General features: G+C 39.8%; 24 protein-coding genes. 21 read left to right on the forward strand and 3 right to left on the reverse strand.

Translation table 11 applies throughout. The features are described 5' to 3' along the window. Positions 1-11 precede the first annotated feature (11 nt). Positions 12-2,285: a DNA internalization-related competence protein ComEC/Rec2 gene (locus ABES52_RS12830; RefSeq protein WP_429651572.1), complete on the forward strand. Its 2,274-nt coding sequence runs from the start codon at positions 12-14 to the stop codon at positions 2,283-2,285. Positions 2,286-2,337: 52 nt separating this feature from the next. On the opposite strand, the gene ABES52_RS12835 is transcribed toward ABES52_RS12830, so the two are convergent. After that, entirely contained in the window at positions 2,338-2,472 is a 135-nt protein-coding gene (locus ABES52_RS12835; protein ID WP_429651573.1) for a YqzM family protein, read from the reverse strand. A gap of 289 nt (positions 2,473-2,761) precedes the next feature. On the opposite strand from ABES52_RS12835, the gene holA reads away from it, so the two are divergent. After that, a complete protein-coding gene (gene holA / locus ABES52_RS12840) occupies positions 2,762-3,781 on the forward strand; it encodes a DNA polymerase III subunit delta (protein ID WP_429651574.1) in 1,020 nt (339 codons plus the stop codon). 246 nt (positions 3,782-4,027) lie between these two features. Here holA and rpsT read toward each other — a convergent pair whose 3' ends face one another. Then, positions 4,028-4,291, reverse strand: a complete 264-nt coding sequence (rpsT, locus tag ABES52_RS12845) for a 30S ribosomal protein S20 (RefSeq protein ID WP_429651575.1) — start codon at positions 4,289-4,291, stop codon at positions 4,028-4,030. 201 nt (positions 4,292-4,492) lie between these two features. Here rpsT and gpr point away from each other — a divergent pair, with 201 nt between their 5' ends. The 13 genes from gpr (at position 4,493) to deoC (ending at position 19,795) form a co-directional block, all read left to right on the forward strand. Beyond that, complete coding sequence (gene gpr / locus ABES52_RS12850) at positions 4,493-5,617, forward strand: GPR endopeptidase (protein WP_429651576.1); 1,125 nt, start codon at positions 4,493-4,495, stop codon at positions 5,615-5,617. A gap of 81 nt (positions 5,618-5,698) precedes the next feature. Further along, positions 5,699-6,889: a stage II sporulation protein P gene (spoIIP, locus tag ABES52_RS12855; RefSeq protein ID WP_429651577.1), complete on the forward strand. Its 1,191-nt coding sequence runs from the start codon at positions 5,699-5,701 to the stop codon at positions 6,887-6,889. A gap of 18 nt (positions 6,890-6,907) precedes the next feature. Continuing rightward, positions 6,908-7,243: a DUF3679 domain-containing protein gene (locus ABES52_RS12860; RefSeq protein ID WP_429651578.1), complete on the forward strand. Its 336-nt coding sequence runs from the start codon at positions 6,908-6,910 to the stop codon at positions 7,241-7,243. A 404-nt stretch (positions 7,244-7,647) separates the two neighbouring features. After that, on the forward strand, positions 7,648-9,486 hold the full coding sequence (gene lepA, locus ABES52_RS12865) for a translation elongation factor 4 (RefSeq protein WP_429651579.1): 1,839 nt from the start codon (positions 7,648-7,650) through the stop codon (positions 9,484-9,486). A 75-nt stretch (positions 9,487-9,561) separates the two neighbouring features. Then, positions 9,562-10,698, forward strand: a complete 1,137-nt coding sequence (gene hemW, locus ABES52_RS12870) for a radical SAM family heme chaperone HemW (protein WP_429651580.1) — start codon at positions 9,562-9,564, stop codon at positions 10,696-10,698. 85 nt (positions 10,699-10,783) lie between these two features. Then, positions 10,784-11,812, forward strand: a complete 1,029-nt coding sequence (gene hrcA / locus ABES52_RS12875; protein ID WP_429651581.1) for a heat-inducible transcriptional repressor HrcA — start codon at positions 10,784-10,786, stop codon at positions 11,810-11,812. A gap of 227 nt (positions 11,813-12,039) precedes the next feature. Further along, positions 12,040-12,645 carry a nucleotide exchange factor GrpE gene (gene grpE, locus ABES52_RS12880; RefSeq protein ID WP_429651582.1) on the forward strand — a complete coding sequence of 202 codons (606 nt, stop codon included), beginning with the start codon at positions 12,040-12,042 and terminating at the stop codon, positions 12,643-12,645. 31 nt (positions 12,646-12,676) lie between these two features. Further along, positions 12,677-14,509 (forward strand): molecular chaperone DnaK, encoded by a 1,833-nt coding sequence (gene dnaK, locus ABES52_RS12885; protein WP_429651583.1) that lies wholly within the window; start codon positions 12,677-12,679, stop codon positions 14,507-14,509. A gap of 142 nt (positions 14,510-14,651) precedes the next feature. Then, positions 14,652-15,779, forward strand: a complete 1,128-nt coding sequence (gene dnaJ, locus ABES52_RS12890) for a molecular chaperone DnaJ (RefSeq protein ID WP_429651584.1) — start codon at positions 14,652-14,654, stop codon at positions 15,777-15,779. A 24-nt stretch (positions 15,780-15,803) separates the two neighbouring features. Then, positions 15,804-16,742, forward strand: a complete 939-nt coding sequence (prmA, locus tag ABES52_RS12895) for a 50S ribosomal protein L11 methyltransferase (protein ID WP_429651585.1) — start codon at positions 15,804-15,806, stop codon at positions 16,740-16,742. A 132-nt stretch (positions 16,743-16,874) separates the two neighbouring features. After that, complete coding sequence (locus ABES52_RS12900; protein ID WP_429651586.1) at positions 16,875-17,627, forward strand: 16S rRNA (uracil(1498)-N(3))-methyltransferase; 753 nt, start codon at positions 16,875-16,877, stop codon at positions 17,625-17,627. A gap of 5 nt (positions 17,628-17,632) precedes the next feature. Then, a complete protein-coding gene (mtaB, locus tag ABES52_RS12905; protein WP_429651587.1) occupies positions 17,633-18,988 on the forward strand; it encodes a tRNA (N(6)-L-threonylcarbamoyladenosine(37)-C(2))-methylthiotransferase MtaB in 1,356 nt (451 codons plus the stop codon). Between the two features lie 138 nt (positions 18,989-19,126). Then, positions 19,127-19,795: a deoxyribose-phosphate aldolase gene (gene deoC, locus ABES52_RS12910; protein ID WP_429651588.1), complete on the forward strand. Its 669-nt coding sequence runs from the start codon at positions 19,127-19,129 to the stop codon at positions 19,793-19,795. Positions 19,796-19,844: 49 nt separating this feature from the next. Here the strand turns inward: deoC and ABES52_RS12915 are convergent, their stop codons facing one another. Beyond that, the gene (locus ABES52_RS12915; RefSeq protein WP_429651589.1) at positions 19,845-20,762 is read right to left on the reverse strand and encodes a Na/Pi symporter; all 918 of its coding nucleotides are present in this window, start codon (positions 20,760-20,762) and stop codon (positions 19,845-19,847) included. A gap of 174 nt (positions 20,763-20,936) precedes the next feature. On the opposite strand from ABES52_RS12915, the gene rpsU reads away from it, so the two are divergent. From rpsU to yqfC, 6 genes are all read left to right on the forward strand, one after another. Next, entirely contained in the window at positions 20,937-21,110 is a 174-nt protein-coding gene (gene rpsU / locus ABES52_RS12920) for a 30S ribosomal protein S21 (protein WP_429651590.1), read from the forward strand. Between the two features lie 14 nt (positions 21,111-21,124). Continuing rightward, positions 21,125-21,571, forward strand: coding sequence for a GatB/YqeY domain-containing protein (locus ABES52_RS12925; RefSeq protein WP_429651591.1), 447 nt, complete (start codon positions 21,125-21,127; stop codon positions 21,569-21,571). A 99-nt stretch (positions 21,572-21,670) separates the two neighbouring features. Beyond that, entirely contained in the window at positions 21,671-23,005 is a 1,335-nt protein-coding gene (locus ABES52_RS12930; protein WP_429651592.1) for an NfeD family protein, read from the forward strand. A 13-nt stretch (positions 23,006-23,018) separates the two neighbouring features. Next, positions 23,019-24,023 (forward strand): flotillin-like protein FloA, encoded by a 1,005-nt coding sequence (floA, locus tag ABES52_RS12935; protein ID WP_429651593.1) that lies wholly within the window; start codon positions 23,019-23,021, stop codon positions 24,021-24,023. 28 nt (positions 24,024-24,051) lie between these two features. Beyond that, positions 24,052-24,447 (forward strand): YqfB family membrane protein, encoded by a 396-nt coding sequence (locus ABES52_RS12940; RefSeq protein ID WP_429651594.1) that lies wholly within the window; start codon positions 24,052-24,054, stop codon positions 24,445-24,447. A gap of 90 nt (positions 24,448-24,537) precedes the next feature. Continuing rightward, the gene (gene yqfC, locus ABES52_RS12945) at positions 24,538-24,822 is read left to right on the forward strand and encodes a sporulation protein YqfC (RefSeq protein ID WP_429651595.1); all 285 of its coding nucleotides are present in this window, start codon (positions 24,538-24,540) and stop codon (positions 24,820-24,822) included. Positions 24,823-24,835: the final 13 nt, after the last annotated feature.

Below are 24,835 nucleotides of genomic sequence, written 5' to 3' on the forward strand. Positions count from 1 at the left end.
CGGGAGCAACGATGAAAGGATTATGGTTGTTTTTTGCTTTCGCTAGCTTAGCTGGATGTGTGCTGGCACTTCCATTTCATTGGGGTGCCTTTCTTTATTCAGGACTCCTTTTCCTTTACCTCCTTTATAAATGCTCACCTACCATTTGGATCTACTGCTTACTTTTTACCACTACCTTTTTTCTCTATAGTAAATGGCACGATTCGGCTCAATCTACCAAATTATCTGGGGTGGAATCGACTTTCCGCATCGAAATAGAAGACGAATACACAATTGATGGAGATCGATTGTCAGGGATAGTGAAAACTGAAAACGAAGAACGGTTATGGCTTACTTATACGTTTTCCTCAAAAGAAGAAAAAGAACAGTTTTCCCCTTTTGTTACCTGTGTGGTCGAAGGATCATTAGAAAAACCTATGCCTCCTAGAAACCCAAATACTTTTCATTTTCCTAACTATTTAAAGCAACGGCATATATATTGGACGTTACAAGTGTCTTCTTTTTATACCTGTGAAGATTCATCGGGTCACTTTTTAAAAAAATGGCGTTGGAAAGGAATGGAACATATTCAGTCAACCTTTCCCGAGAACTTGGTCCCCATTGCACTTGCTCTTATCTTTGGTGAAAGAGATCAACTTTCACCTTATCTCGAACAAGCGTATCAAGAACTAGGGCTTATTCATCTATTAGCTATTTCTGGTTTGCATGTAGGTATTTTAACTGTGAGCCTCTTTTATACATTCGTCCGAATAGGTTGGACAAAAGAAAGGACGACTTATCTCCTTATTGGCTTTCTCCCTATTTATGCTGTGCTCGCTGGAGGGTCTCCATCTGTGCTCCGAGCTGTTATTATGACTAGTACCATTTTGCTTTCCATACGATTCAATAGGCGACTATCACCACTTGATGGATGTAGTATAAGTTTTATTATCAGCCTTTTAATTGAACCACATGTTCTCTTTCACATCGGTTTTCAATTATCGTATGGAGTGACGTTCATTTTGCTCCTCTCAATTCGCTTAATCCAAAAAGTTGCTACTTCATTTTGGATGTCCATCTTGTTCCCATCCATTCTTGCTCAAACAGGTGCATCCCCCATTTTGCTCTACCATTTTTACGAAATTTCTGCTATTAGCCCATTACTAAACCTAATCTATGTTCCATACTACACGTTTATCGTTTTACCTATCTTTCTCATCAGTTTTTTACTATCATTTCTCTTTCCAACATTGATAGTCTTTCTGCTACAACAAATGGAACCGTTATTTGTAATCATGAATGAAATCGTTAATGCTTGTGTTGAGTGGGACTGGCACCAAATCGTCACAGGACGTCCTTCATCAGTCATCCTCATGTTTTTGTTTTTCATCCTCATATTTACGTTTTATTGGATGGAGAAAACCGAAAGATGGTGGTTAAGTGTCGTTCCTTTGTTCATCCTCAGTCTGTATTCTTTCATAGCTCCTAAGTGGAATCCGATAGGGGAAATTGTCTTTTTAGATGTTGGTCAAGGTGATTGCATCGTGATACGCTTACCTTTTCAGTCGGGGACGTATGTCATTGATACGGGTGGATCTTTTTCTTTTCCAAAAGAAGAGTGGCGTCAACAAAAGGATCCTTTCTCGATCGGAACCGATATCGTCCTTCCGTTTTTAAAAAGCAGAGGGATTACGTCTATAGATAAGCTCATTTTGACTCATAGCGATTATGACCATATAGGGGAAGCCCGCGTTATGATACAGGAGTTGGACGTTGAAGAAATATTAATCAGTCCAGGAGCAGCAAAAAAAGAGGCGATGGCTCACGCAGTGAATGTAGCCATCGCGAAAGGGATTTCTGTTCAAGAAGTGCAAAAGGGATTTCGCTGGTCCACCAAATATGGAGATTTTTTTGTATTATCCCCAATGGATTCGAAGTATAGTGGGAATAATGATTCGATTGTCTTGTACGCCCTAGTTGGTGGGCAAACATGGCTGTTTACCGGAGATTTAGAGCAAGAAGGGGAGGAAGCGTTGCTAAAAGAATGGAATTTCCAAGTTGATGTATTAAAAGTGGGGCATCATGGAAGCAATACATCATCAAGTGAAGCGTTTCTAAGGGATATTAAACCAAACGTTTCCATCATATTGGTTGGAAAAAATAATCGATATGGTCATCCGCATATGTCGGTTCTACATCGGTTACAAATGTATAGCAACACCGTTTGGAGAACGGATATACATGGTGCAATAACGTATCGATTTTACCTGCAAGGTCCAGGAACGTTTTCGGTTATGATTCCATAAGATAAACCAAAAGAAAAAAGGGAGTAACTAACGTACTCCCTTTCTGCTTTCATTAAGAGCCCAAAACTTTCACAACAGTGGCGATAATAAACATCGTTGCAAAAAATCCGAAAGATACGATAAATCCTACAGCGGAATCGACAGCGTCATTACGTTTAGATTGTACATTTTTTTCAAATTCGTTCACTGTTACCCCTCCTATTTCCTTTTTAGTATAGACGATTCCTTAAAAAAAATCTATACTCTCTCTCCCAATTTCCTACGATGACAAGAGTTAACATCTATATATTTATCCGCCCGAGATACACTATTTCATACAGGGAAACCGTTGTTTAATAAGTGTCCTAGGCCTTATTAAACAACGTTCATATAGATTAGGGAATGGCTCTTTACGTAGCTATTCCCTTTTATACTTGCGAAAAAACGTTCGTTTTTTTACGATGGATGTAGATCCTTTTAAAGTGGGGAGAAGAACATTGTTTACTGAAGTTTGGAATGACATGAAAAAAAAGCAGTTTGCTCCTATTTATTTAGTATACGGTACGGAAATGTTTTTTATGAATGAAACAAAAGAGCGTTTAATTCGTAATGCAATGAACGACGAAGAAGTGGAAATGAACGTCTCTACATACGATTGTTCGGAAACACCTGTCGAAGTTGCTATGGAAGATGCGGAAACGCTTCCATTTTTTGGCGAACGAAAAGTAGTGATATTAAACGATCCCTTTTTTTTAACAGGAGAAAAAGGGAAAGGAAAAGTAGAGCACCAATTAAAACCGTTTGAGACCTATATTCAACAGCCGGCCCCATACACGATTTTATTCATTGCTGCACCTTACGAAAAGCTCGATGAACGGAAAAAACTTACGAAAATATTGAAAAAACATGCCGTCGTTTTAGAAGCCAAAAAGCTAAACGAACAAGAATTGAAACGTTGGATTCGCCTGAGGGCAGAAGAACACGAATGTACGATTGAACCTGAAGCCATCGAACAGCTCCTTATTTATTCTGGAACAAATATGCTTTTATTGGCAAGCGAGATCGACAAAATGTGCTTGTACGTAAAAGGACAGCATCCGATTACGGTGGAGGTCGTGCAACGGTTAGCTTCGAAGTCGTTAGAACAAAATGTCTTTTCTTTAATTGACCAAGTCATTAAGCGGCAAGTCGATCAAGCATTAGCCGTCTATTACGACTTATTGAAACAAAATGAAGATCCGTTAAAGATACTCGCCTTATTAGCAAGTCAGTTTCGGTTAATTTACCAGTCGAAAGAGTTAGCACGAAGAGGGTATAGCCAACAACAGATCGCTAGTCATTTAAAGGTTCATCCATTTCGTGTAAAGTTAGCACTAGGACAAGCAAAAGGTTTTTCGGACGAAGAATTGATGAAGTATATGAATTTGCTTGCAGAAGCCGATTTTCGAATCAAATCGGGGTATGTGGCCAAGGAATTGGCCATTGAGCTCTTTTTCTTTCAATTGCAAAACGGCTAAAAAGTAAAACACACCTGTTTTACCAGGTGTGTTTTACTTATAAAAAGGCTATGTTATATTTTATTGTTGATTTTAAGCGAGTTGTTCTTTGAAGCGAAAGGCGGCGACTCCAGCGGGAACAAGAAGCCGCAAGACCCTTACTTGAGCGTAGCGAGGGAAGCGGCTTGCGGCTTGCTCGCGGAAAGCGTCCGCCTGCAGCGAAATGAATAAAAAAACGATCCGTAAAAATGGATCGTTTTTTTCGCATTACGCGTTTACAGAATGGAATTTTTTCATTAAGCGAGCTTTTTTACGGTTTGCAGCGTTTTTATGGATAAGACCTCTAGATGCTGCTTTATCTAAGTGCTTCACTGCAGCAGCAAGCAATTCTTTTGCGTTGCTGTCTCCGTTAGCAACAGCTGCCTCGAATTTTTTCACAGCAGTACGCATAGCAGATTTCATAGCAGAGTTGTGAGCGTTACGCTTTTGGCTAGTTTTCACACGCTTGATTGCAGATTTAATGTTTGGCATCCCGTTCACCTCCTACACTACCATCGAGATTCTATTTCACTCGATTTCACAATTCCTAAACATTTTAAGAACAAAAGTTATTCTATCAAACGAATGAATAGATTGCAATACTCTTCCACGAAAAAGAGGGTATGGTGAATGTTTTAATTGGATAAAGGTAACAATATTTCTAGTGAATGACATGATGAGGAGGGAAGTACCATGACACAGAAAGAAGATCTTCGTCAGTATACGGTACGTACGGACTTAGCGGTGGAAGCCCGGGAAATGGTGTTAGCTGAAAGAACCAAACATGAAGAGAAAACCGAACAAATTTCCGATATTCAAGGGGTCATCGTTAAAGAAAAGGAAACGGATGGAATCACCATATCGCATGTCGAAATTACCGAAGAAGGGGCTAAAAGCATCGGGAAAAAGGCGGGCCATTATTTAACAATAGAAGCCCAAGCGGTTCGTCAGCAAAATAACGAAGTCCAACAAAAAGTCGAGTCCATTTTTGCGCAAGAATTTTCCGCCTTTTTAAAGCGTAAAGGAATCAAACCAACCGATCACTGTTTAATAGTTGGTCTTGGAAACTGGAACGTTACACCTGATTCGCTTGGACCGCTTGTCTGTGAAAATGTATTGGTGACCCATCATTTATTTCGCTTGCATGCTGAAACTGTTCAAGAAGGGTACCGACCGGTGAGTGCCATTGCACCTGGAGTCATGGGCTTAACGGGAATTGAAACGAGCGACATAATTCATGGAGTTGTTGAGAAAGTAAAACCTGATTTTGTAATTGCTGTCGACGCCTTAGCATCACGTTCCCTTGAACGGGTAAATGCTACGATTCAAATTTCGGATACTGGGATTCACCCAGGGTCAGGGGTTGGAAATAAAAGAAAAGAACTTAGCGAACAAACGTTAGGAGTACCCGTTATTGCGATCGGTGTTCCAACGGTAGTTGATGCTGTTACGATTACGAGTGATACGATTGACTTTTTATTAAAACATTTCGGTCGGGAAATGAAAGAAGGAAACCGTCCGTCAAGAGCGCTTGCTCCTGCAGGGTTGACGTTTGGAAAAAAACAAAAATTAACCGAAGAAGATTTACCTGGTGATAAAGAACGAAAGACGTATCTTGGAATGATTGGCACATTGACTGAAGAGGAAAAACGTCAATTAATTCATGAAGTATTGGCCCCTATTGGTCACAATTTAATGGTAACACCGAAAGAGGTAGATATGTTTATTGAAGATATGGCAAATATTATTGCCAATGGATTAAATGCAGCCCTTCATGAAGCGGTGAATCAAGCGAATACTGGGTTTAAAACAAGGTAACGTCCAAAATGCAAAACTCATCGTTCTACTTTTCCTATTAAATTCATACGTTGTAATAGATTACGAAGGAAGGGTGGAACGATGAAACTAAATAAAATATCAGGTAACGCCTATTTGATTCAGCTGTCGACCATTGTCAAAGGAATGATGCTCGTTCTTTTTATATTAGTATCCCTTCTTACCTTTAGCGGAATCTTAACTTCATTAAAACCAGAATTTCGACCGTCGTCTCAATCGGTCAACCGGGCGACAGAACAAATGTCTAGTGCGACCTTTTTTCGTTTATTCTCTTTAGAAAACCGCATGTTTCTTCTTTCTACTAATGTACAGCAAGAATGGCCGTCGTTGACCGAAGCGATGTTTAATTTTGCCACAAACATTCGGGTTAAAGATCCGAGAAGCTTTTTAGGAAGGGAGCTTCCTGGTTTTGCAATATACGACGGGGAAATTATTGTAGCTGGTTTGGGAACAGATTATACGAATATGCCTATCGAATCAATGCCTCCCCCAGAAACATTTGATCCGAAAAATGAAGCTCCTTTGCAAAATATCGATGGTACAGACACACAGTCGTCACCTTCACCAATTGTTAGTGATGGGAAGAATCGAATTTATATTTATTTTACTCATACGCGTGAATCGTTTTTACCGTATTTAAAAGGCGTCAAAGATCCCGATTTAGCGTATCACTCCCAAATTAATGTCACAAAAATAGGGGACAGGCTCGAACAAGAATTAGAAGCCCTTGGAATCGGGACGTACGTGGAGAAAGAGGATATTGTGGCTAGGTTAAACCATAAAGGCCTTACGTATGGGTTTGCGTATCAAGAATCACGAAATATTGTTCAACAAGCAATGCAAACGAATCGAGATTTACAATATTTTATTGATATTCATCGCGATAGTCAGCGGAAGGAGAAAACGACCATTACAATTAATGGTGAAAGTTATGCTAAATTAGCTTTTGTGATTGGGGCTGAGCACCCAAATTATGAGAAAAATGCTGAGCTAGCAAAGAAATTGCACCATTTAATTGATAAAAAATATAAAGGGTTATCTCGCGGGGTTATTTTAAAGCAAGGAAAAGAAACGAATGGTAAGTTTAATCAAGATTTATCGAGCAATTCCATTTTGATTGAATTTGGTGGAGTGGATAATTCGTTCGAAGAATTAAATCGAACAGCGAAAGTGTTCGCGGAAGTGTTTGCTGAATTTTACTGGCAAGCGGAACAAGTGAATGCGTCAAATACTTCTTCAACTTCGGAGAATTAAGGAAAAGGAAGATGGATCATGGTGAAATTTACGTTGAAAATGTTCGTATGGATCTGCTTTTTCTTTATTGGTATCCTCGTTGGCATGCAGCAAGCGAATAAAGGAATGTTGGAGATGAAAGGATATGAAGACGAAACGTTTACCACTCCTGTTTATTGGCAAGAGCTGGAAGACGGTAAAGTGGAAGCGGCCTTTCTCGGAAATGAAGTTACTCAATTTGACCTTGAGGAAAAAAGGAAAAAGCTAGAAGAAACAGAAACCTATAATTTCTTTTCTTCAATTGGCAAAGCGTTTGCCGAAATGGTAACAGCCATCTTTCAATCCCTTATTCAATGGATTTCGTCACTTATATAACATTTATGAGCATCTTTTCAGGTGCTCTTTTTTGTTAGTTGTAAAATTTGTCCCGAATTTAACGGCGAATGTCCGAAAACAGGGCCAATTAGTTCAAATTAAAAGCGAAAGTAAAGGAAGCTTGTCCATGGGAAAAGAAACTTTACGTAGAAAAGGAAGGAGACAAAAAAATCCGTTCGTTAAATGCAAGTGGCCACATCTTACGAAAAACTTCTCTAACCATTCGAGAAAGTGACCGGAAGTTTGGAAAATGTGTTGGAATTAGGTTTTAGAGTGTCCGAAAGCGTAATCAGAAAGACCGCTAAAAAGACAAAAATAGTTGTTAGACAAATGATTGAATCTTCAACCATGTGTTGCTATAATCTGAAATAGTGTACATGTGTCCAATAACAGGAGTGAACAGTATGAATCGAGAAGAGAAATTAAAAAGACAATCGAGAATCCGCAATTTTTCTATTATTGCCCATATTGACCATGGAAAATCAACGCTAGCTGACAGAATTTTAGAACGGACGAACGCTTTATCCGCACGCGAAATGAAAGATCAGTTACTAGATTCCATGGATTTAGAACGGGAACGCGGAATTACGATTAAATTGAATGCGGTCCAATTAAAATATAAAGCAAAAGATGGAGAAGAATACATTTTCCATTTAATTGATACGCCTGGTCACGTCGATTTTACTTACGAAGTGTCCAGAAGTTTAGCCGCATGTGAAGGAGCTATTTTAGTCGTGGACGCGGCTCAAGGAATCGAAGCCCAAACGTTAGCGAACGTGTACTTGGCTATTGATAATGACCTTGAAATTTTACCTGTTATTAATAAAATTGATTTACCAGCGGCTGAACCAGAGCGAGTTCGTAAAGAGATTGAAGACGTGATTGGATTGGACGCATCCGAAGCGGTTTTAGCTTCCGCAAAAGCTGGTATCGGTATTGATGAAATTTTAGAGCAAATCGTAGAAAAAATACCAGCACCAACAGGAGACCCGGATGCTCCGTTAAAGGCGCTCATTTTCGACTCCTTGTATGATTCGTATCGCGGCGTCGTTGCCTACATTCGCGTAGTGGACGGTACGGTAAAAGTAGGCGACAAAATCAAAATGATGGCAACAGGAAAAGAATTTGAAGTAACGGAAGTAGGGGTCTTTACACCGAAAGCGGAATTACGCGATGAATTAACAGTTGGTGACGTTGGGTATTTAACAGCTTCTATCAAAAATGTAAGCGATACGCGCGTAGGTGATACGATTACAAGTGCGAAAAACCCAGCAAGCGAACCGCTACCTGGTTACCGGAAGTTAAACCCAATGGTGTATTGCGGTATGTATCCGGTTGACTCGGCAAAATTTAACGACCTTCGGGAAGCGTTAGAAAAACTGCAATTAAATGACTCTGCGCTCCAATTTGAGCCAGAAACGTCCCAAGCACTTGGTTTCGGCTTCCGCTGCGGATTTTTAGGGTTACTTCATATGGAAATTATTCAAGAACGTATTGAGCGTGAATTTAAAATCGACTTAATTACGACAGCACCGAGCGTTATTTATAAAGTGCATTTAACCGATGGTACGGTCATTGACGTGGACAACCCATCAAATATGCCGGACCCACAAAAAATCGACCGAGTCGAAGAGCCTTATGTAAAAGCGTCTATGATGGTACCAAACGATTATGTTGGGGCTGTAATGGAACTGTGCCAAGGAAAACGAGGCCATTTCATTGACATGCAATATTTAGATGAAACTCGTGTTAATATTACGTACGAAATTCCGCTTGCTGAAATCGTTTATGACTTCTTTGATCAACTAAAATCGAGTACGAAAGGGTATGCTTCATTCGATTATGAATTAATTGGTTATAAGCCATCCAAACTCGTGAAGATGGACATATTATTAAACGGCGATAAAGTGGATGCGTTAAGCTTTATCGTTCATCGTGACTTTGCATACGAACGTGGAAAAGTGATTGTAGAAAAATTAAAAGAATTAATTCCGCGTCAACAATTCGAAGTACCTGTACAAGCAGCCATCGGGAACAAAATCGTTGCGCGGTCAACGATTAAAGCGATGCGTAAAAACGTATTAGCGAAATGTTATGGTGGAGATGTATCCCGGAAAAGAAAGCTTCTTGAAAAGCAAAAAGAAGGTAAAAAGCGTATGAAACAAATCGGTTCCGTGGAAGTACCTCAAGAAGCATTTATGGCTGTATTGAAAATGGACGATAACAACAATCAGAAAAAATAGAACACAAAAGGGGGTTAGTGGGAATTTTCCAGCTGACTCCCTTTTCTCTACTTAACGTAAAGGTTGTGAAATTACATGCCAAAATCGATTTATCTTCATATTCCGTTTTGTGAACATATTTGCTATTATTGCGATTTTAATAAAGTGTTTTTAAAAAAACAGCCGGTGGACGAGTATTTGTCATCCATGCGAACAGAATTATCACTTTTAATGGAAACCTATCAACCGAATGAAATACAAACGATTTTTGTTGGGGGAGGAACGCCTACTTCCTTAAACGAAAAGCAGCTTGCATTTTTTTGTCAATCCATTCGTGATATATTGCCTTATTCGAATGGGGAATTTACTTTTGAAGCTAATCCAGGAGACTTATCAGAAAGTAAATTGCGAGTATTAAAAGAATACGGTGTCAACCGTATTAGCTTGGGTGTCCAATCGTTTAACGAAGAAATGCTGAAGAAAATCGGCCGTACTCATACGCCACATGACGTATTTACCTCTATTGAAAAAGCCAAAAATGTCGGGTTTGACAATATTAGTATTGATTTAATTTATAGCTTGCCGGAGCAAACATTGAATGATTTTCAACAGACTTTACAAACGGCCTTAAGCTTAGAACTTCCTCATTATTCGGCATATTCGTTAATTATTGAACCGAAGACGATTTTTTATAATTTAATACAAAAAGGAAAACTCGCTCTTCCGCCTGAAGAGACAGAAGCGCGAATGTACGAATGGTTAATGGAGGAAATGGATAAAAACGGCATTTATCAATATGAAATTAGTAACTTCGCACGTCCTGGTTTTGAAAGTCAGCATAACCTGGTGTATTGGAATAACGAAGAGTATTTCGGGGCAGGAGCCGGTGCCCATAGTTATGTACAGGGAGTGCGCCGTTCGAACTATGGACCGCTAAAAAAATATATGGCACCCCTTGAACAAAGAAAATTTCCCATCTATACGGAGCATCATGTGACAAAAAAAGAACAGATGGAAGAAGAAATGTTTTTAGGGTTAAGGAAAACCAAAGGAGTATCTATTGCACGTTTTACCGAAAGGTATGGGGTTAGTCCATTAGACTGTTTTTCTCATGTTATAGAAGAGTTAATTCAAAAAGAGTTGATCGAAGTGGTGCAAGATACGATTCGCTTAACAAAAGAAGGAAAACTGTTAGGGAACGTCGTATTTCAATCTTTTTTAGGCGAAATTTAAACCGTTGACATCAGATAGGCATTTTGATACTTTATTAATAGATTTAGCACTCGTTATATTAGAGTGCTAACAGAGGTGATGATCTATGTTGACTGATCGACAACTTCTCATTCTACAGGTCATCATTGATGATTTTATCCGTTCGGCTCAACCAGTAGGATCGAGAAGTCTTTCTAAAAAAGAAGAAATCTCATTCAGTTCTGCAACCATTCGTAATGAAATGGCGGATTTAGAGGAATTAGGGCTGATTGAAAAAACACATACATCATCGGGACGAATTCCTTCACAGAAGGGCTATCGATTCTATGTTGACCATCTTTTATCGCCTCAAAAATTGAATGCGAAAGACATTTCTACCATTCGTTCTATTTTTGCTGAACGAATTTACGAGATGGAAAAAGTTGTTCAAAAGTCGGCCAAAATTTTATCTGAGTTAACAAATTATACCGCTATTGTGCTTGGGCCGGCTGTCCGTGAAAATAAGTTGAAAAGACTTCAAATCGTTCCATTAAATAAAGAAACTGCCATTGCAATTATTGTCACGGACAAAGGACATGTAGAAAATCGAATGTTCACCCTACCGCCAAATATTGAAGTTAATGATATCGAAAAGCTCGTAAACATTTTAAATGAACGACTTGTTGGTGTGTCGTTAACCGATTTAAAGGATAAAATATATAGTGAAATTGCGCTTGTGCTTCGTAATCATATTGAGCATTACGATTTAATTCTTCACACCATAGCCGAAGCCTTGAATGTTTCAACGAATGAAAAGATGTTCTTCGGAGGAAAAACAAATATGCTCAATCAACCGGAGTTTCATGACATTCAAAAAATTCGAAAACTAATGGATATGATTGAGCATGAAGAAGGAATTTATGAATTAGTTCGCAGCAAATCAAAAGGAATTAACGTGAAAATTGGAAAAGAAAATAAAAACTCAGCTATGGAAAACTGTAGTTTGATTACCGCTACTTATTCCGTTGGTTCTGATCAAATGGGAACGATTGCAATTCTCGGTCCGACTCGAATGGAGTATTCACGTGTTATCAGTTTATTACAGTTTTTAAGCAATGATTTAACAAGTACATTAACGAAGTTGTATCATGACTAGTAATTATGGAAATAGTGTTTATAGATGAGGAGTCAGACGAAAAGAATGGCTGATTTCTTGGTAGAAGATTCATTTGTTCAACTAACCATCCGAGGGGTAGGAACCTCCACGGATGGAAGTTTCATTTTATCCCGCCTTAACGGGCGGTAAGCCCCCCACGGATGGAAGTTTCACGTTAATGTGTTACAATGGTGAATGTTGTCACGATGTTAAGGAGGTGAATCGGAATGTCAGAAAAGGTAAACCAACAGGAAACAACAATGGAAGAAACAGAGCAAGTGGAACAAAATCCACAAGCTGAAGAACAGGAAACAATTGAACCTATTTTTGACGAAAATAATGAAAACTCAAGTAAAGAAGAAGAGTTAACACTTGAGGAAGCAAAAGAGAAAATTGCGTCATTAGAGAAAGCTTTAGAAGAAGCGGAAAACCGTTATTTACGCTTACGTGCAGATTTTGACAATTTCCGTCGCCGAACAAATTTAGAAAAAGAGGCGGCTGAAAAATATCGGGCGCAATCACTTATTTCTGATTTATTACCTGCTATTGACAATTTCGAACGGGCTCTACAAATGGAACCATCTAATGAACAAACGAAGTCCTTGCTCCAAGGAATGGAGATGGTGTATCGAAGCTTGCTTGAAGCGTTGAAAAAAGAAGGGGTGGAACCAATTGAAGCCGTTGGTCAACCGTTTGATCCACACCTTCATCAAGCAGTTATGCAAGCTAACGAAGAAGGAGTCGACTCGAATGTCGTAGTAGAAGAACTTCAAAAAGGATATAAACTGAAAGATCGCGTCATTCGACCTTCAATGGTAAAAGTGAATCAATAATACATATTAAACAAAGAGGAGGTAACAAGACATGAGCAAAATTATTGGTATTGACTTAGGTACAACAAACTCATGTGTCGCTGTCCTTGAAGGCGGTGAAGCAAAAGTCATTCCAAACCCAGAAGGTAACCGTACAACTCCTTCTGTAGTTGCGTTCAAAAACGGCGAACGCTTAATCGGGGAAGTTGCAAAGCGTCAAGCGATTACAAACCCTAATACGATTATCTCCATTAAACGTCATATGGGTACTGATTATAAAGTAAAAATAGAGGATAAAGAATATACCCCACAAGAAATTTCTGCAATGATTCTTCAATATTTAAAATCTTATGCGGAAGATTATTTAGGTGAAAAAGTTACGAAAGCGGTTATTACTGTACCTGCATACTTTAACGATGCAGAACGTCAAGCAACAAAAGATGCAGGTCGAATCGCTGGTCTTGAAGTAGAGCGTATTATTAACGAGCCAACTGCAGCTGCACTTGCTTATGGTCTCGATAAAATGGAAGAAGACCAAACGATTCTTGTTTACGACTTAGGTGGCGGTACGTTTGACGTGTCCATTCTTGAACTTGGTGACGGTGTATTCGAAGTACGCTCTACAGCTGGTGACAACCGCCTCGGTGGGGACGATTTCGACCAAGTGATTATTGACTATTTAGTAGAAGAGTTCAAAAAAGAACACGGCATTGACTTATCCAAAGACAAAATGGCGTTACAACGCTTAAAAGATGCAGCTGAAAAAGCGAAGAAAGAACTTTCTGGTGTAACATCTACACAAATCTCTTTACCGTTTATTACTGCTGGAGAAGCAGGTCCACTCCACTTAGAAGTGACATTAACACGTGCGAAATTCGAAGAGTTATCTGCTCATTTAGTAGAACGTACAATGGGTCCTGTACGCCAAGCACTTCAAGATGCAGGCTTAACAGCTGCTGACATTGATAAAGTCATTCTAGTAGGTGGATCTACTCGTATTCCTGCCGTACAAGAAGCCATTAAGAAAGAAATTGGTAAAGAACCACATAAAGGGGTTAACCCAGACGAAGTAGTTGCGATGGGGGCAGCGATTCAAGGTGGCGTTATTAGCGGAGACGTAAAAGACGTGGTTCTTCTTGATGTAACACCACTTTCTTTAGGTATTGAAACAATGGGTGGTGTATTTACAAAATTAATTGAACGTAATACAACGATTCCAACGTCTAAATCTCAAATCTTCTCTACTGCTGCTGATAACCAAACAGCAGTTGATATTCACGTTCTTCAAGGGGAACGTCCAATGGCGGCAGACAACAAAACGCTTGGTCGCTTCCAGCTAACGGATATTCCACCAGCACCTCGTGGCGTACCACAAATCGAGGTTACATTTGATATCGACAAAAACGGTATTGTAAACGTAAGTGCGAAAGACTTAGGTACAGGAAAAGAGCAAAAAATTACCATCAAATCATCTTCTGGACTTTCCGAGGAAGAAATCCAGCGCATGATTAAAGAAGCAGAAGAAAACGCTGAAGCGGACAAAAAGCGTAAAGAAGAAGCTGAACTTCGTAACGAGGCCGATCAACTCGTCTTCACAACAGATAAAACGTTAAAAGATCTTGAAGGTAAAGTAGATGAGAATGAAGTGAAAAAAGCGCAAGAAGCAAAAGATGCGTTAAAAGCGGCCCTTGAGAAAAACGACATCAATGAAATTCGCGAGAAGAAAAATGCGCTTCAAGAAATCGTCCAAAACTTAACAGTGAAACTATATGAAGAAGCAGCAAAACAAGCGCAAGCCCAACAAGCGAATCAAGGCCAAGATGGTAAAAAGAACGACGACAATGTCGTAGATGCAGAATTCGAAGAAGTAAAAGAAGACAAATAATAATCCCACAATGAGAAAAAGTCAAAGTCAGGTCATCTTGGCTTTGGCTTTTTCTATGACATGGAACATGTGTAAGTATTGCAGAAAACTTGTTTAAAATGATAAAATAACCTTCATGTGAAAGGAACCGGGAGTGTGTGTTATGAGTAAAAGGGATTATTATGAGGTATTAGGAGTTAGTAAATCAGCTTCGAAGGACGAAATTAAAAAAGCTTATCGAAAGCTCTCTAAAAAATACCACCCTGATATTAATAAAGAACCTGATGCAGCGGAAAAGTTTAAAGAAATTAAAGAAGCATACGAAGTATTAAGTGATGACCAAAAACGTGCTCACTACGATCAATTTGGACATACTGATCCGAACCAAGGGGGGTTTGGCGGTTTCGGTGGTGGAAGCAGTGACTTCGGTTTTGGCGGCTTTGAAGATATTTTTAACACATTCTTTGGTGGCGGACGTCGCCGCGATCCGAACGCTCCGCGTCAAGGAGCTGATTTACAATATACAATGACGCTATCGTTTGAAGAAGCAGCGTTCGGAAAAGAAACCGAAATTCAAATTCCGAAAGAGGAAACATGTAATACGTGCCACGGTTCTGGAGCCAAACCTGGTACAACTCCAGAAACTTGTCCGCATTGCCATGGTACTGGGCAATTAAGTCAAGAGCAAAACACGCCGTTTGGAAAAATTGTCAACCGCCGCATATGTCACTTTTGTAGTGGTACGGGTAAACTAATTAAAGAGAAATGTACAACTTGTGGCGGAACAGGTAAAGTGAAGAAACGTCGTAAAATTAACATCAAAATTCCGGCTGGCATTGACGATGGGCAACAGCTTCGTGTCGCTGGCCAAGGTGAACCAGGTATCAACGGAGGACCGCCAGGTGACTTATATGTAGTGTTCCATGTGCGACCACATGAATTTTTTGAACGTGACGGCGATGACATTTACTGTGAAATGCCGATTACATTCACGCAAGCCGCTCTTGGAGATGAGATTGAAGTACCAACGTTACATGGTAAAGTGAAGCTCAAAATTCCGGCAGGTACACAAACCGGTACGAAATTCCGTTTACGAGGAAAAGGGGTACCAAACGTCCGCGGTTATGGTACAGGAGATCAACATGTCATTGTTAAGATCATCACACCAACCAAACTAACAGAAAAACAGAAACAATTGTTGCGAGAGTTTGCTGATATTAGTGGCAGTATACCTGATGAACAGCAAGAAAGCTTTTTTACGAAAGTAAAACGCGCTTTTAAGGGAGAATAATTAGGGAAATGGAGTTGGTAGAAAATGAAATGGTCAGAAATTAGTATTCATACAACCAATGAGGCCATTGAGCCTATTTCGAATATTTTGCATGAAGCTGGTGCAAGCGGTGTCGTTATCGAAGACCCATTCGATTTGTATAAAGAAAGGGAAGATCAATTCGGGGAAATCTACCAACTCAATCCCGAAGATTATCCCGATGAAGGTGTCATTATTAAAGCTTATTTACCAGTCAATAGTTTTTTAGGAGAAACAGTAGAAGAAATTAAGCAAGCGATTAATAATCTCGTTTTGTTTAATATCGACATTGGTCGTAATAAGGTAGAAATTAGCGAAGTGAATGAAGAAGAATGGGCGACGGCGTGGAAAAAATACTATAACCCTGTGAAAATTTCAAATAAATTTACGATTGTTCCGACTTGGGAAGACTACACGCCGGTTTCCAGTGATGAATTAATCATCGAATTAGACCCTGGGATGGCCTTCGGTACAGGTACCCATCCAACGACGGTCATGTGTATTCAAGCTCTTGAACGAACAGTGAAAAAAGGTGATTCAGTGGTTGACGTCGGTACTGGTTCAGGTGTATTAAGTATTGCTGCAGCGTTACTTGGAGCTTCACGAGTGATGGCGTTAGATTTAGATGATGTGGCCGTTACCGCGGCTAAATTAAATGTAAAATTAAACAAGGTACAGTCCGTCGTCTCTGTTTCGCAAAACAATTTATTAGATGGAATTGACGAACAAGTAGACGTTGTTGTAGCAAATATATTAGCCGAAGTTATTTTACGCTTTACCGATGATGTCGCAAAAACGGTAAAGCCAGGGGGCTATTTTATATCTTCAGGAATCATTCAGCAGAAAAAACAAGAAGTGAAAGAAGCCATTGAAAAGGCAGGCTTTGAAATTGAAGAAACATTAATTATGGAAGATTGGGTTGCTTTTATTGCAAAAAAACTTTAATCAATGGTAGGTTGTTGTTGGACCAACGAGACCGAACTAGAACGAATAGAAAGCCATTCGTTTTTAGTTCGGTCTTGGCTTGAATGATAAAATGGTGTAACAACAACCTGCTCGCGTGGAAGAGGTGAAGGTGTGCAGCGATATTTTCTACCGATAGCGTACAACGGACAAGCTGATATTGTGATTAATGGAGATGATTATCATCATATTGCTCGCGTTATGCGAATGAAACCAAATGACCGTATATTTGTTGTGTTCACGAATGGACATGCCGGTTTAGCCGAAATTGAAAAAATTACAAACGAAGAAGTAATCGCATCCGTTGTACAATTAGAAGAAGAGCAGAAAGAACTGCCGGTTGATGTAACGATTGCCCCTGGCTTGCCTAAAGGTGACAAGCTCGAGTGGATTATTCAAAAAGGAACCGAATTAGGTGCCGCAAAGTTTTTACCCTTTCAAGCAAAACGATCGATTGTGAAATGGGACGAGAAAAAAGGACGAAAAAAAGTGGAGCGATGGGAAAAAATCGCGAAGGAAGCTGCTGAACAGTCCCATCGTACCGCCTTGCCAACTATCTCTTCTCCAGTTTTATTTAAAGAGCTGTTGGAAATCAGTTCGTCTTATGATTATAAACTCATCGCCTATGAAGAAAGTAGTCGTCAAGGGGAAGATTCAAAGTTTGCGAAAGTGCTAAAAGATATTAAACTTGGCCAAAAATTACTTCTAGTGTTCGGACCTGAAGGTGGATTAGATAATGAAGAAGTACAACTTTTGACAGAGAGAGGCTTTTTACCCATAGGCTTAGGACCACGAATACTTCGTTGTGAAACGGCCCCGTTATATGCATTATCCGCGATATCTTATCATTTTGAATTATTGAGGTGAGGATTATGGCAACTGTTGCCTTTCATACATTAGGTTGTAAAGTAAACCATTACGAAACCGAAGCCATTTGGCAACTATTTAAAAAAGAAGGCTACGAACGCGTTGATTTTGAGAAAACAGCCGATGTTTATGTCATTAATACATGTACCGTAACGAATACGGGTGACAAAAAAAGCCGCCAAGTGATTCGTCGTGCAATTCGTCGCAATCCGGATGCGGTTATTTGCGTAACAGGTTGTTATGCGCAAACCTCCCCTGCTGAAATTATGGCAATTCCAGGGGTAGACATTGTCGTTGGTACGCAAGATCGGACGAAAATGTTAGAATACATTGAGCAATACAAAAAAGAACGTCAACCGATCAATGCGGTGCGCAACATTATGAAAAACCGTGTGTACGAAGAGTTAGACGTTCCTGCGTTTACCGACCGAACTCGAGCATCATTAAAAATTCAAGAGGGTTGCAATAACTTCTGTACGTTCTGTATTATCCCTTGGGCGCGTGGGTTAATGCGTTCTCGTGATCCGAAAGAAGTGATTCGTCAAGCACAACAATTGGTTGATGCTGGATATAAGGAAATTGTACTAACAGGTATTCATACGGGTGGATACGGTGAAGACATGAAAGATTACAACTTAGCTATGCTCCTTCGGGATATTGAGGAACAAGTAAAAGGATTAAAACGTCTACGTATCTCTTCCATTGAGGCAAGTCAGTTAACCGATGAAGTGATTGAAGTAATTGATCGTTCGAACATTATCGTTCGTCATTTACACATCCCACTTCAATCTGGATCTAATACCGTGTTAAAACGGATGCGCCGTAAATATACGATGGAATTTTTCGCGGAACGATTAACGCGGCTTCGTCAAGCTCTACCAGGATTAGCGGTTACATCCGATGTGATTGTTGGATTCCCTGGGGAAACGGAAGAAGAATTCATGGAAACTTACAATTTTATTAAAGAGCATAAGTTCTCTGAGCTTCACGTTTTCCCTTATTCAAAACGGACAGGAACACCAGCGGCTCGAATGGAAAATCAAATTGATGAAGAAGTGAAAAACGAGCGAGTTCACCGCTTAATTGCACTTTCTGATCAATTAGCAAAAGAATATGCTTCCCAGTTTGAAGGAGAAGTGTTAGAAGTCATTCCAGAAGAGCGTTATAAAGAAGATCCAGAAAGCGGTCTGTACGAAGGATATACCGATAACTACTTAAAAATTGTATTCCCAGCAACCGAAGACATGGTTGGGAAACTCGTTAAAGTAAAAATTACCAAAGCAGGATATCCTTATAATGAAGGAAAATTTGTACGTGTGGTGGATGATGTGTTAGAGACGACAAAGGAAGCGGCGATATAAAAAATTTTATCCCCTAATCGAGCTGGTCTACATAGATCGGCTCTTTTTTTGAAAAACTATTTGAAAACAACATCATGTTAGTGTTATGATGTATGATGTATGATGTATGACATCTTATCTCGAAAGGAGATTCTTTTGATGAAAGAAATTGCACGTATGATCGATCATACTTTACTTAAACCAGAAACAACAAAAGAGCAAATCGAAAAGCTTTGCAATGAAGCGAAAGAATACAACTTTGCTTCCGTATGTGTAAACCCTACATGGGTAAAATATGCGAGCGAATTATTACAAGGAACAGAAGTAAAAGTTTGTACAGTTATCGGTTTTCCTCTTGGAGCAAATACGCCAGAAACAAAAGCGTTTGAAACGAAAAATGCAATTGAAAACGGTGCCGAAGAAGTAGACATGGTTATTAACATCGGTGCGTTAAAAAGTGGTAACTATGATTTAGTTGAAGAAGATATTCGTGCGGTTGTAGAAGCTGCTAAAGGAAAAGCATTAACTAAAGTGATTATTGAAACTTCCCTATTAACAGAAGAAGAAAAAGTGAAAGCCTGTGAATTATCTGTCAAAGCAGGTGCTGATTATGTAAAAACGTCTACTGGTTTCTCTACAGGCGGTGCGACAGTTGAAGATGTAGCTCTCATGCGTAAAACAGTAGGACCTGACATCGGTGTCAAAGCATCCGGTGGCGTTCGTAGTGCCGATGATGCGGAAAAAATGATTGAAGCAGGCGCGACTCGTATCGGTGCAAGCTCTGGTGTGAAAATTGTTCAAGGTCTAACTAGTGATGCCGATTATTAATCTTCCATCGCGAACGGGTAAATGCTCGTTCGCATTTTTTATGTTCATTTTACTTGTGGATCCTTTCAATAAATTGACCGAATTGTATGCTAAAAGGTAGAACGATCAACGAACTGATTAAATTATAAAGTACGCTCGCATGTGCTAATTGGGTTCCACTTGTATCACTTAATATCTGACATAATACACTAAGTGGTTCAATGAATGGAATAGCAGCCATTCCTCCGATGACATTTAACCAAATGTGAGCATACGCTGTTAATTTCGCTTCACGGCCACCACCGATGCTTGCAAGCCAGGCAGTTACACACGTTCCGATATTTGCCCCAAGCATAATGGAAATTCCTCCTTCTAAAGTGATTGCCTCTGCGTTTAAAAATCCAATTGCAATTCCCGTCATGGCTGTACTGGATTGAATAAGGGACGTAAATACGATACCAACCAAAAACGCGATAGAGATATGATCCATTTGTTTAAATAGCCCGCTAAAAAATGGTTGTTGAAAAAGCAAAGAAGCGGTCCATTCAAACCCCGTCATTGCTGCAAATATCATTCCGAGACCAAATAATAAAGTACCTAGGGATGATACCCACGTCCTTCTAGACATTTTTAACACAATACTGCCCCCAACAAGGACATACGTAAGATTGGTAATTGGAAGTGCTAACAATTCTAAGGTAACCGTTGTACCGATATTAGTTCCGAGAATAATACCAATTGTTTGTGAAAATGAAAGGATTCCTGCGGACACCATTCCAATGGTCATTACCATTACCGCGGAACTACTTTGAAGAACAGCGGTCACTAATGTACCAATCATAAAGCCATTTACAGGACGGTTCGTAATGTTTTCCATCCATCGCTTCATTTTCTGTTCTGAAAGTGCCGCTAACCCTTGTCGTACCCACATCATTCCAAGTAAAAAGCAACCTATAAATAAGAAAAATAGTAAAACCGTTATCACCATGTCCCATCCCCCTCTCCTAAAATATATGAAGGAATAGACAAGTCATGTTAGACATAGGATTTAAATTGAACGGGATATGATAAAAGGGAATTATAGTTGACCTTAGAAAATGGTTATATTATAATTGCAAAGTACATGGATTTTACTGTATTGTTCGGAGGGAGGGAAAGAGATATGTCTAAAACAATCGTTCGCAAAAACGAATCGCTTGAAGATGCTCTTCGTCGCTTCAAACGTGCCGTTTCTAAAACTGGTACTTTGCAAGAGTACAGAAAGCGTGAATTTTATGAAAAGCCAAGCGTAAGACGTAAGAAAAAGTCTGAAGCTGCTAGAAAACGTAAGTGGTAAGAGAGGGTGTAGTTATGAGTCTTCTCGAGCGTTTGAATGAAGATATGAAACAAGCGATGAAGAATAAACAAAAAGATCGACTCTCCGTCATTCGTATGTTAAAAGCGGCTTTACAAAACGAAGCGATTAAACTCGGAAAGCAAGAGCTTACAGAAGACGAAGAGTTAACTGTCCTTTCTCGTGAAGTAAAACAGCGTAAAGACTCCCTCCAAGAATTTGAAAACGCTGGTCGTGAAGACCTCGTTGAGAAAATTCGTACTGAATTAACTTACGTCGAATCATATATGCCTAAGCAGCTTACAGAAGAAGAATTGACAGAGTTAATTCAACAAACAATTACTGAAGTCAACGCTTCTACGAAAGCTGATATGGGTAAAGTAATGGGAGCCATCATGCCGAAAGTAAAAGGCCGAGCGGATGGGTCTCTCGTGAATAAACTTGTTCAAAAACATTTATCATAAAAGTCGAGAGGCAACTTCTCTCGACTTTTTTATATTTTTGAAACTTTTTTAATCACCATTCGTACATAATTAGAGAGGAAACGAAAGGGGGGAAATGAAATGAAGAAAATCATGTATTGGAGCTTATTATGTTTCATCATCATTCCATCTTTGTTTTTTACTTTCCAAATTGGAAAAGCGAAGAACGACCTCGTTTATGTTGTCCCTGTAGAAAGAGAAGTAGAAAAAGGATTGTTCGCATTTTTAAAGCGGGCGATTGAAACAGCAGAAAAAGATGGTGCAAAAGTCATCATCTTTGATATTAATACGCCTGGTGGAGTGGTAGACGCCGCCGGAGAAATTGGACAGCTCATTGCTAATACGGATGTGAAAACTGTGGCCTTTGTCAATCCAAAAGCTTTATCCGCTGGGGCATTTATTTCCTTGCATGCGGATGAAATATATATGGTGCCAAACGGAACCATGGGATCGGCAGCGATAATAGACCAATCTGGAAACACCGCTGATAAAAAAGCGGTAAGCTACTGGCTTGCGGCAATGGAAGGGGCGGCTGAGCGAAGCGGTAGGGATCCGATTTATGCGTTAGCTATGGCGGATGAATCAATCGAACTACCGGAATTAGGTGTAGAAAAAGGAGAATTACTCACGTTAACAGCAGATCAAGCATTGAAAGTTGGATATTCAGAAGGAACGGTCCAACATTTTGATGACTTGCTTCGTGAATTAGGATTGGAAAAAGCGACCGTTCAAACTGTGGAAGAATCATTTGCTGAAAAGCTGGCGCGTTTCATTACCCACCCAATTATTGTTCCGATATTACTGACAATCGGTAGTTTAGGTTTAGTATTAGAACTTTATTCGCCAGGGTTCGGTGTCCCAGGATTTATGGGTCTTACTTCGTTATTGCTCTTTTTCTATGGGCATGTAGTTGCAGGTTTAGCTGGATATGAAGTACTAATATTGTTTATAATTGGTGTGGGGCTTATTATTGCCGAGTTTTTCCTACCAGGCGGCGTGGCCGGAACACTGGGGTTAATATCCATCCTTGTTAGTATCCTGCTTTCTGGAGGTAGCATTATACAAATGGGCATTTCATTGTTAATTGCCATTATGTTAAGTATCGTGACGATGGTGGTGATGGTGAAAGTGTTCGGTCGGAAAATTCGGTTCTTCTCTAAAATCATTTTAAAGGATTCAACGAACACAGAATTAGGATACGTGTCAAATGTAAACCGAATAGACTTGTTAGGAAAAGTTGGACTCACATTAACTCCATTACGGCCAGCAGGAACGATTGTTGTTAATGATGAACGGTTAGATGTCGTAACAGAAGGTGGATACATCGGTGCCCAACAACAGGTGAAAATTGTAAAAGTTGAAGGTTCCCGTGTGGTGGTGCGCCGGGTGGAAGAACAAGAACAGAAAAACGGATAAAGGAGGAAAAAAGATGTTAGAAAGTGGTACTATTTTTCTCATTGTTGCCATTGTTCTTGGCTTAATCTTTTTAGGATTACTACTTTCATTTGTACCAGTCATGCTGTGGATCTCCGCCTTAGCTGCTGGGGTTCGCATTAGTATTTTTACCCTCATAGGTATGAGGCTTCGTCGAGTTATTCCTAGTCGGGTGATTAACCCATTAATTAAAGCATCAAAAGCTGGATTGAACGTAACGATTAACCAATTAGAAAGCCACTATTTAGCTGGTGGTAACGTTGACCGTGTAGTTAATGCGTTAATTGCGGCACAACGAGCGAATATTGAGTTAACGTTTGAACGTTGTGCGGCTATCGATTTAGCTGGTCGTGACGTGCTAGAGGCGGTACAAATGAGCGTTAATCCAAAGGTTATTGAAACGCCATTTATTGCCGGGGTAGCGATGGATGGAATTGAAGTAAAAGCGAAGGCGCGCATTACGGTTCGAGCCAACATCGACCGGTTAGTCGGTGGTGCCGGTGAAGACACTGTCATTGCACGTGTCGGTGAAGGAATCGTCTCAACGATTGGTTCTTCAGATAACCATAAAAAAGTACTTGAAAATCCTGATCTTATTTCCCAAACGGTGTTAACAAAAGGGTTAGATGCCGGTACAGCTTTCGAGATTTTATCGATCGATATCGCGGATGTGGACATCGGTAAAAATATTGGTGCAGAATTACAAACAGAACAAGCGGAAGCTGACAAGAATATTGCCCAAGCGAAAGCGGAAGAGCGTCGGGCGATGGCTGTGGCGAAAGAACAAGAGATGAAAGCAAAAGTTCAAGAAATGAGAGCCAAAGTAGTCGAAGCAGAAGCGGAAGTTCCACTAGCTATGGCGGAAGCGCTCCGTTCTGGAAACATTGGTGTCATGGACTACATGAATATTAAAAACATTATCGCTGATACGGATATGAGAGATGCTATTGGAAAAATGACGGGTGAAAAGAAAGACAATAACCAACACGAAAAAGAGTAATAAGTCCCTTAGAAAGGGGATGAATTAAATGGAATCTTTACTATTGGCCTTTATCGCTGCGGTTATCAGTTTGTTTTTTAATAAAAAGAGTGAGGAAAAGGAAGAACGTCCACGAAAACATCAACGTACCCAACCTGTTCAACAAGCGGAGCCAAAACCTTCCATGAAAAAAGTTGAAGCACCATTGCCTTCCTGTGAAAAAGTAAGGGCACATACCAGCTCGTCCGTGCAACCGGATGTATATAAATATCGAGAAATGGTAGAGGAACCAGTTCGAAAAACGAAGCTAAAAAATCGAATAACAAACGAATCAACATTAGAAACAAAGGAGCTCCTTCCAGCTCATCAAGACGATTTTATCCGCGGGGTAATCATGTCGGAAATATTAGGGCCTCCTCGTGCCAAACGTCCTTATCGAAGATAAAAACCTGTCCATCCTGGGCAGGTTTTTTTTATTACATGGTGCTGAAATGCTCTAGTGATTCATACATATGAGATGAAAGGGGGTTCTTTCATGATCCGGAACTTTCGACAAACAATGAAACGTTGGTTTTCCCAGCAAATGGACCTTCCGAATGACATTTTAATGGACTTACCCCGCATTACGATGATTGGAAAAATTCACATTTATATTGAAAATCATAAAGGACTTTTATCCTTTTCAGATAAAGAACTCCGCTTGTTGTTAAAACAAGGACAACTGCTTATAAAAGGGCACTCCTTCGTCATTAAAACGATTTTACCGGAAGAAATATTGCTTGAAGGGAATATTGATCAAGTGATTTATTTGGATGAGTAAGGGGGCTATAGGC

It is taken from the genome of Aeribacillus pallidus, assembly GCF_050478865.1.
GTDB lineage: Bacteria > Bacillota > Bacilli > Bacillales > JACDOC01 > JACDOC01.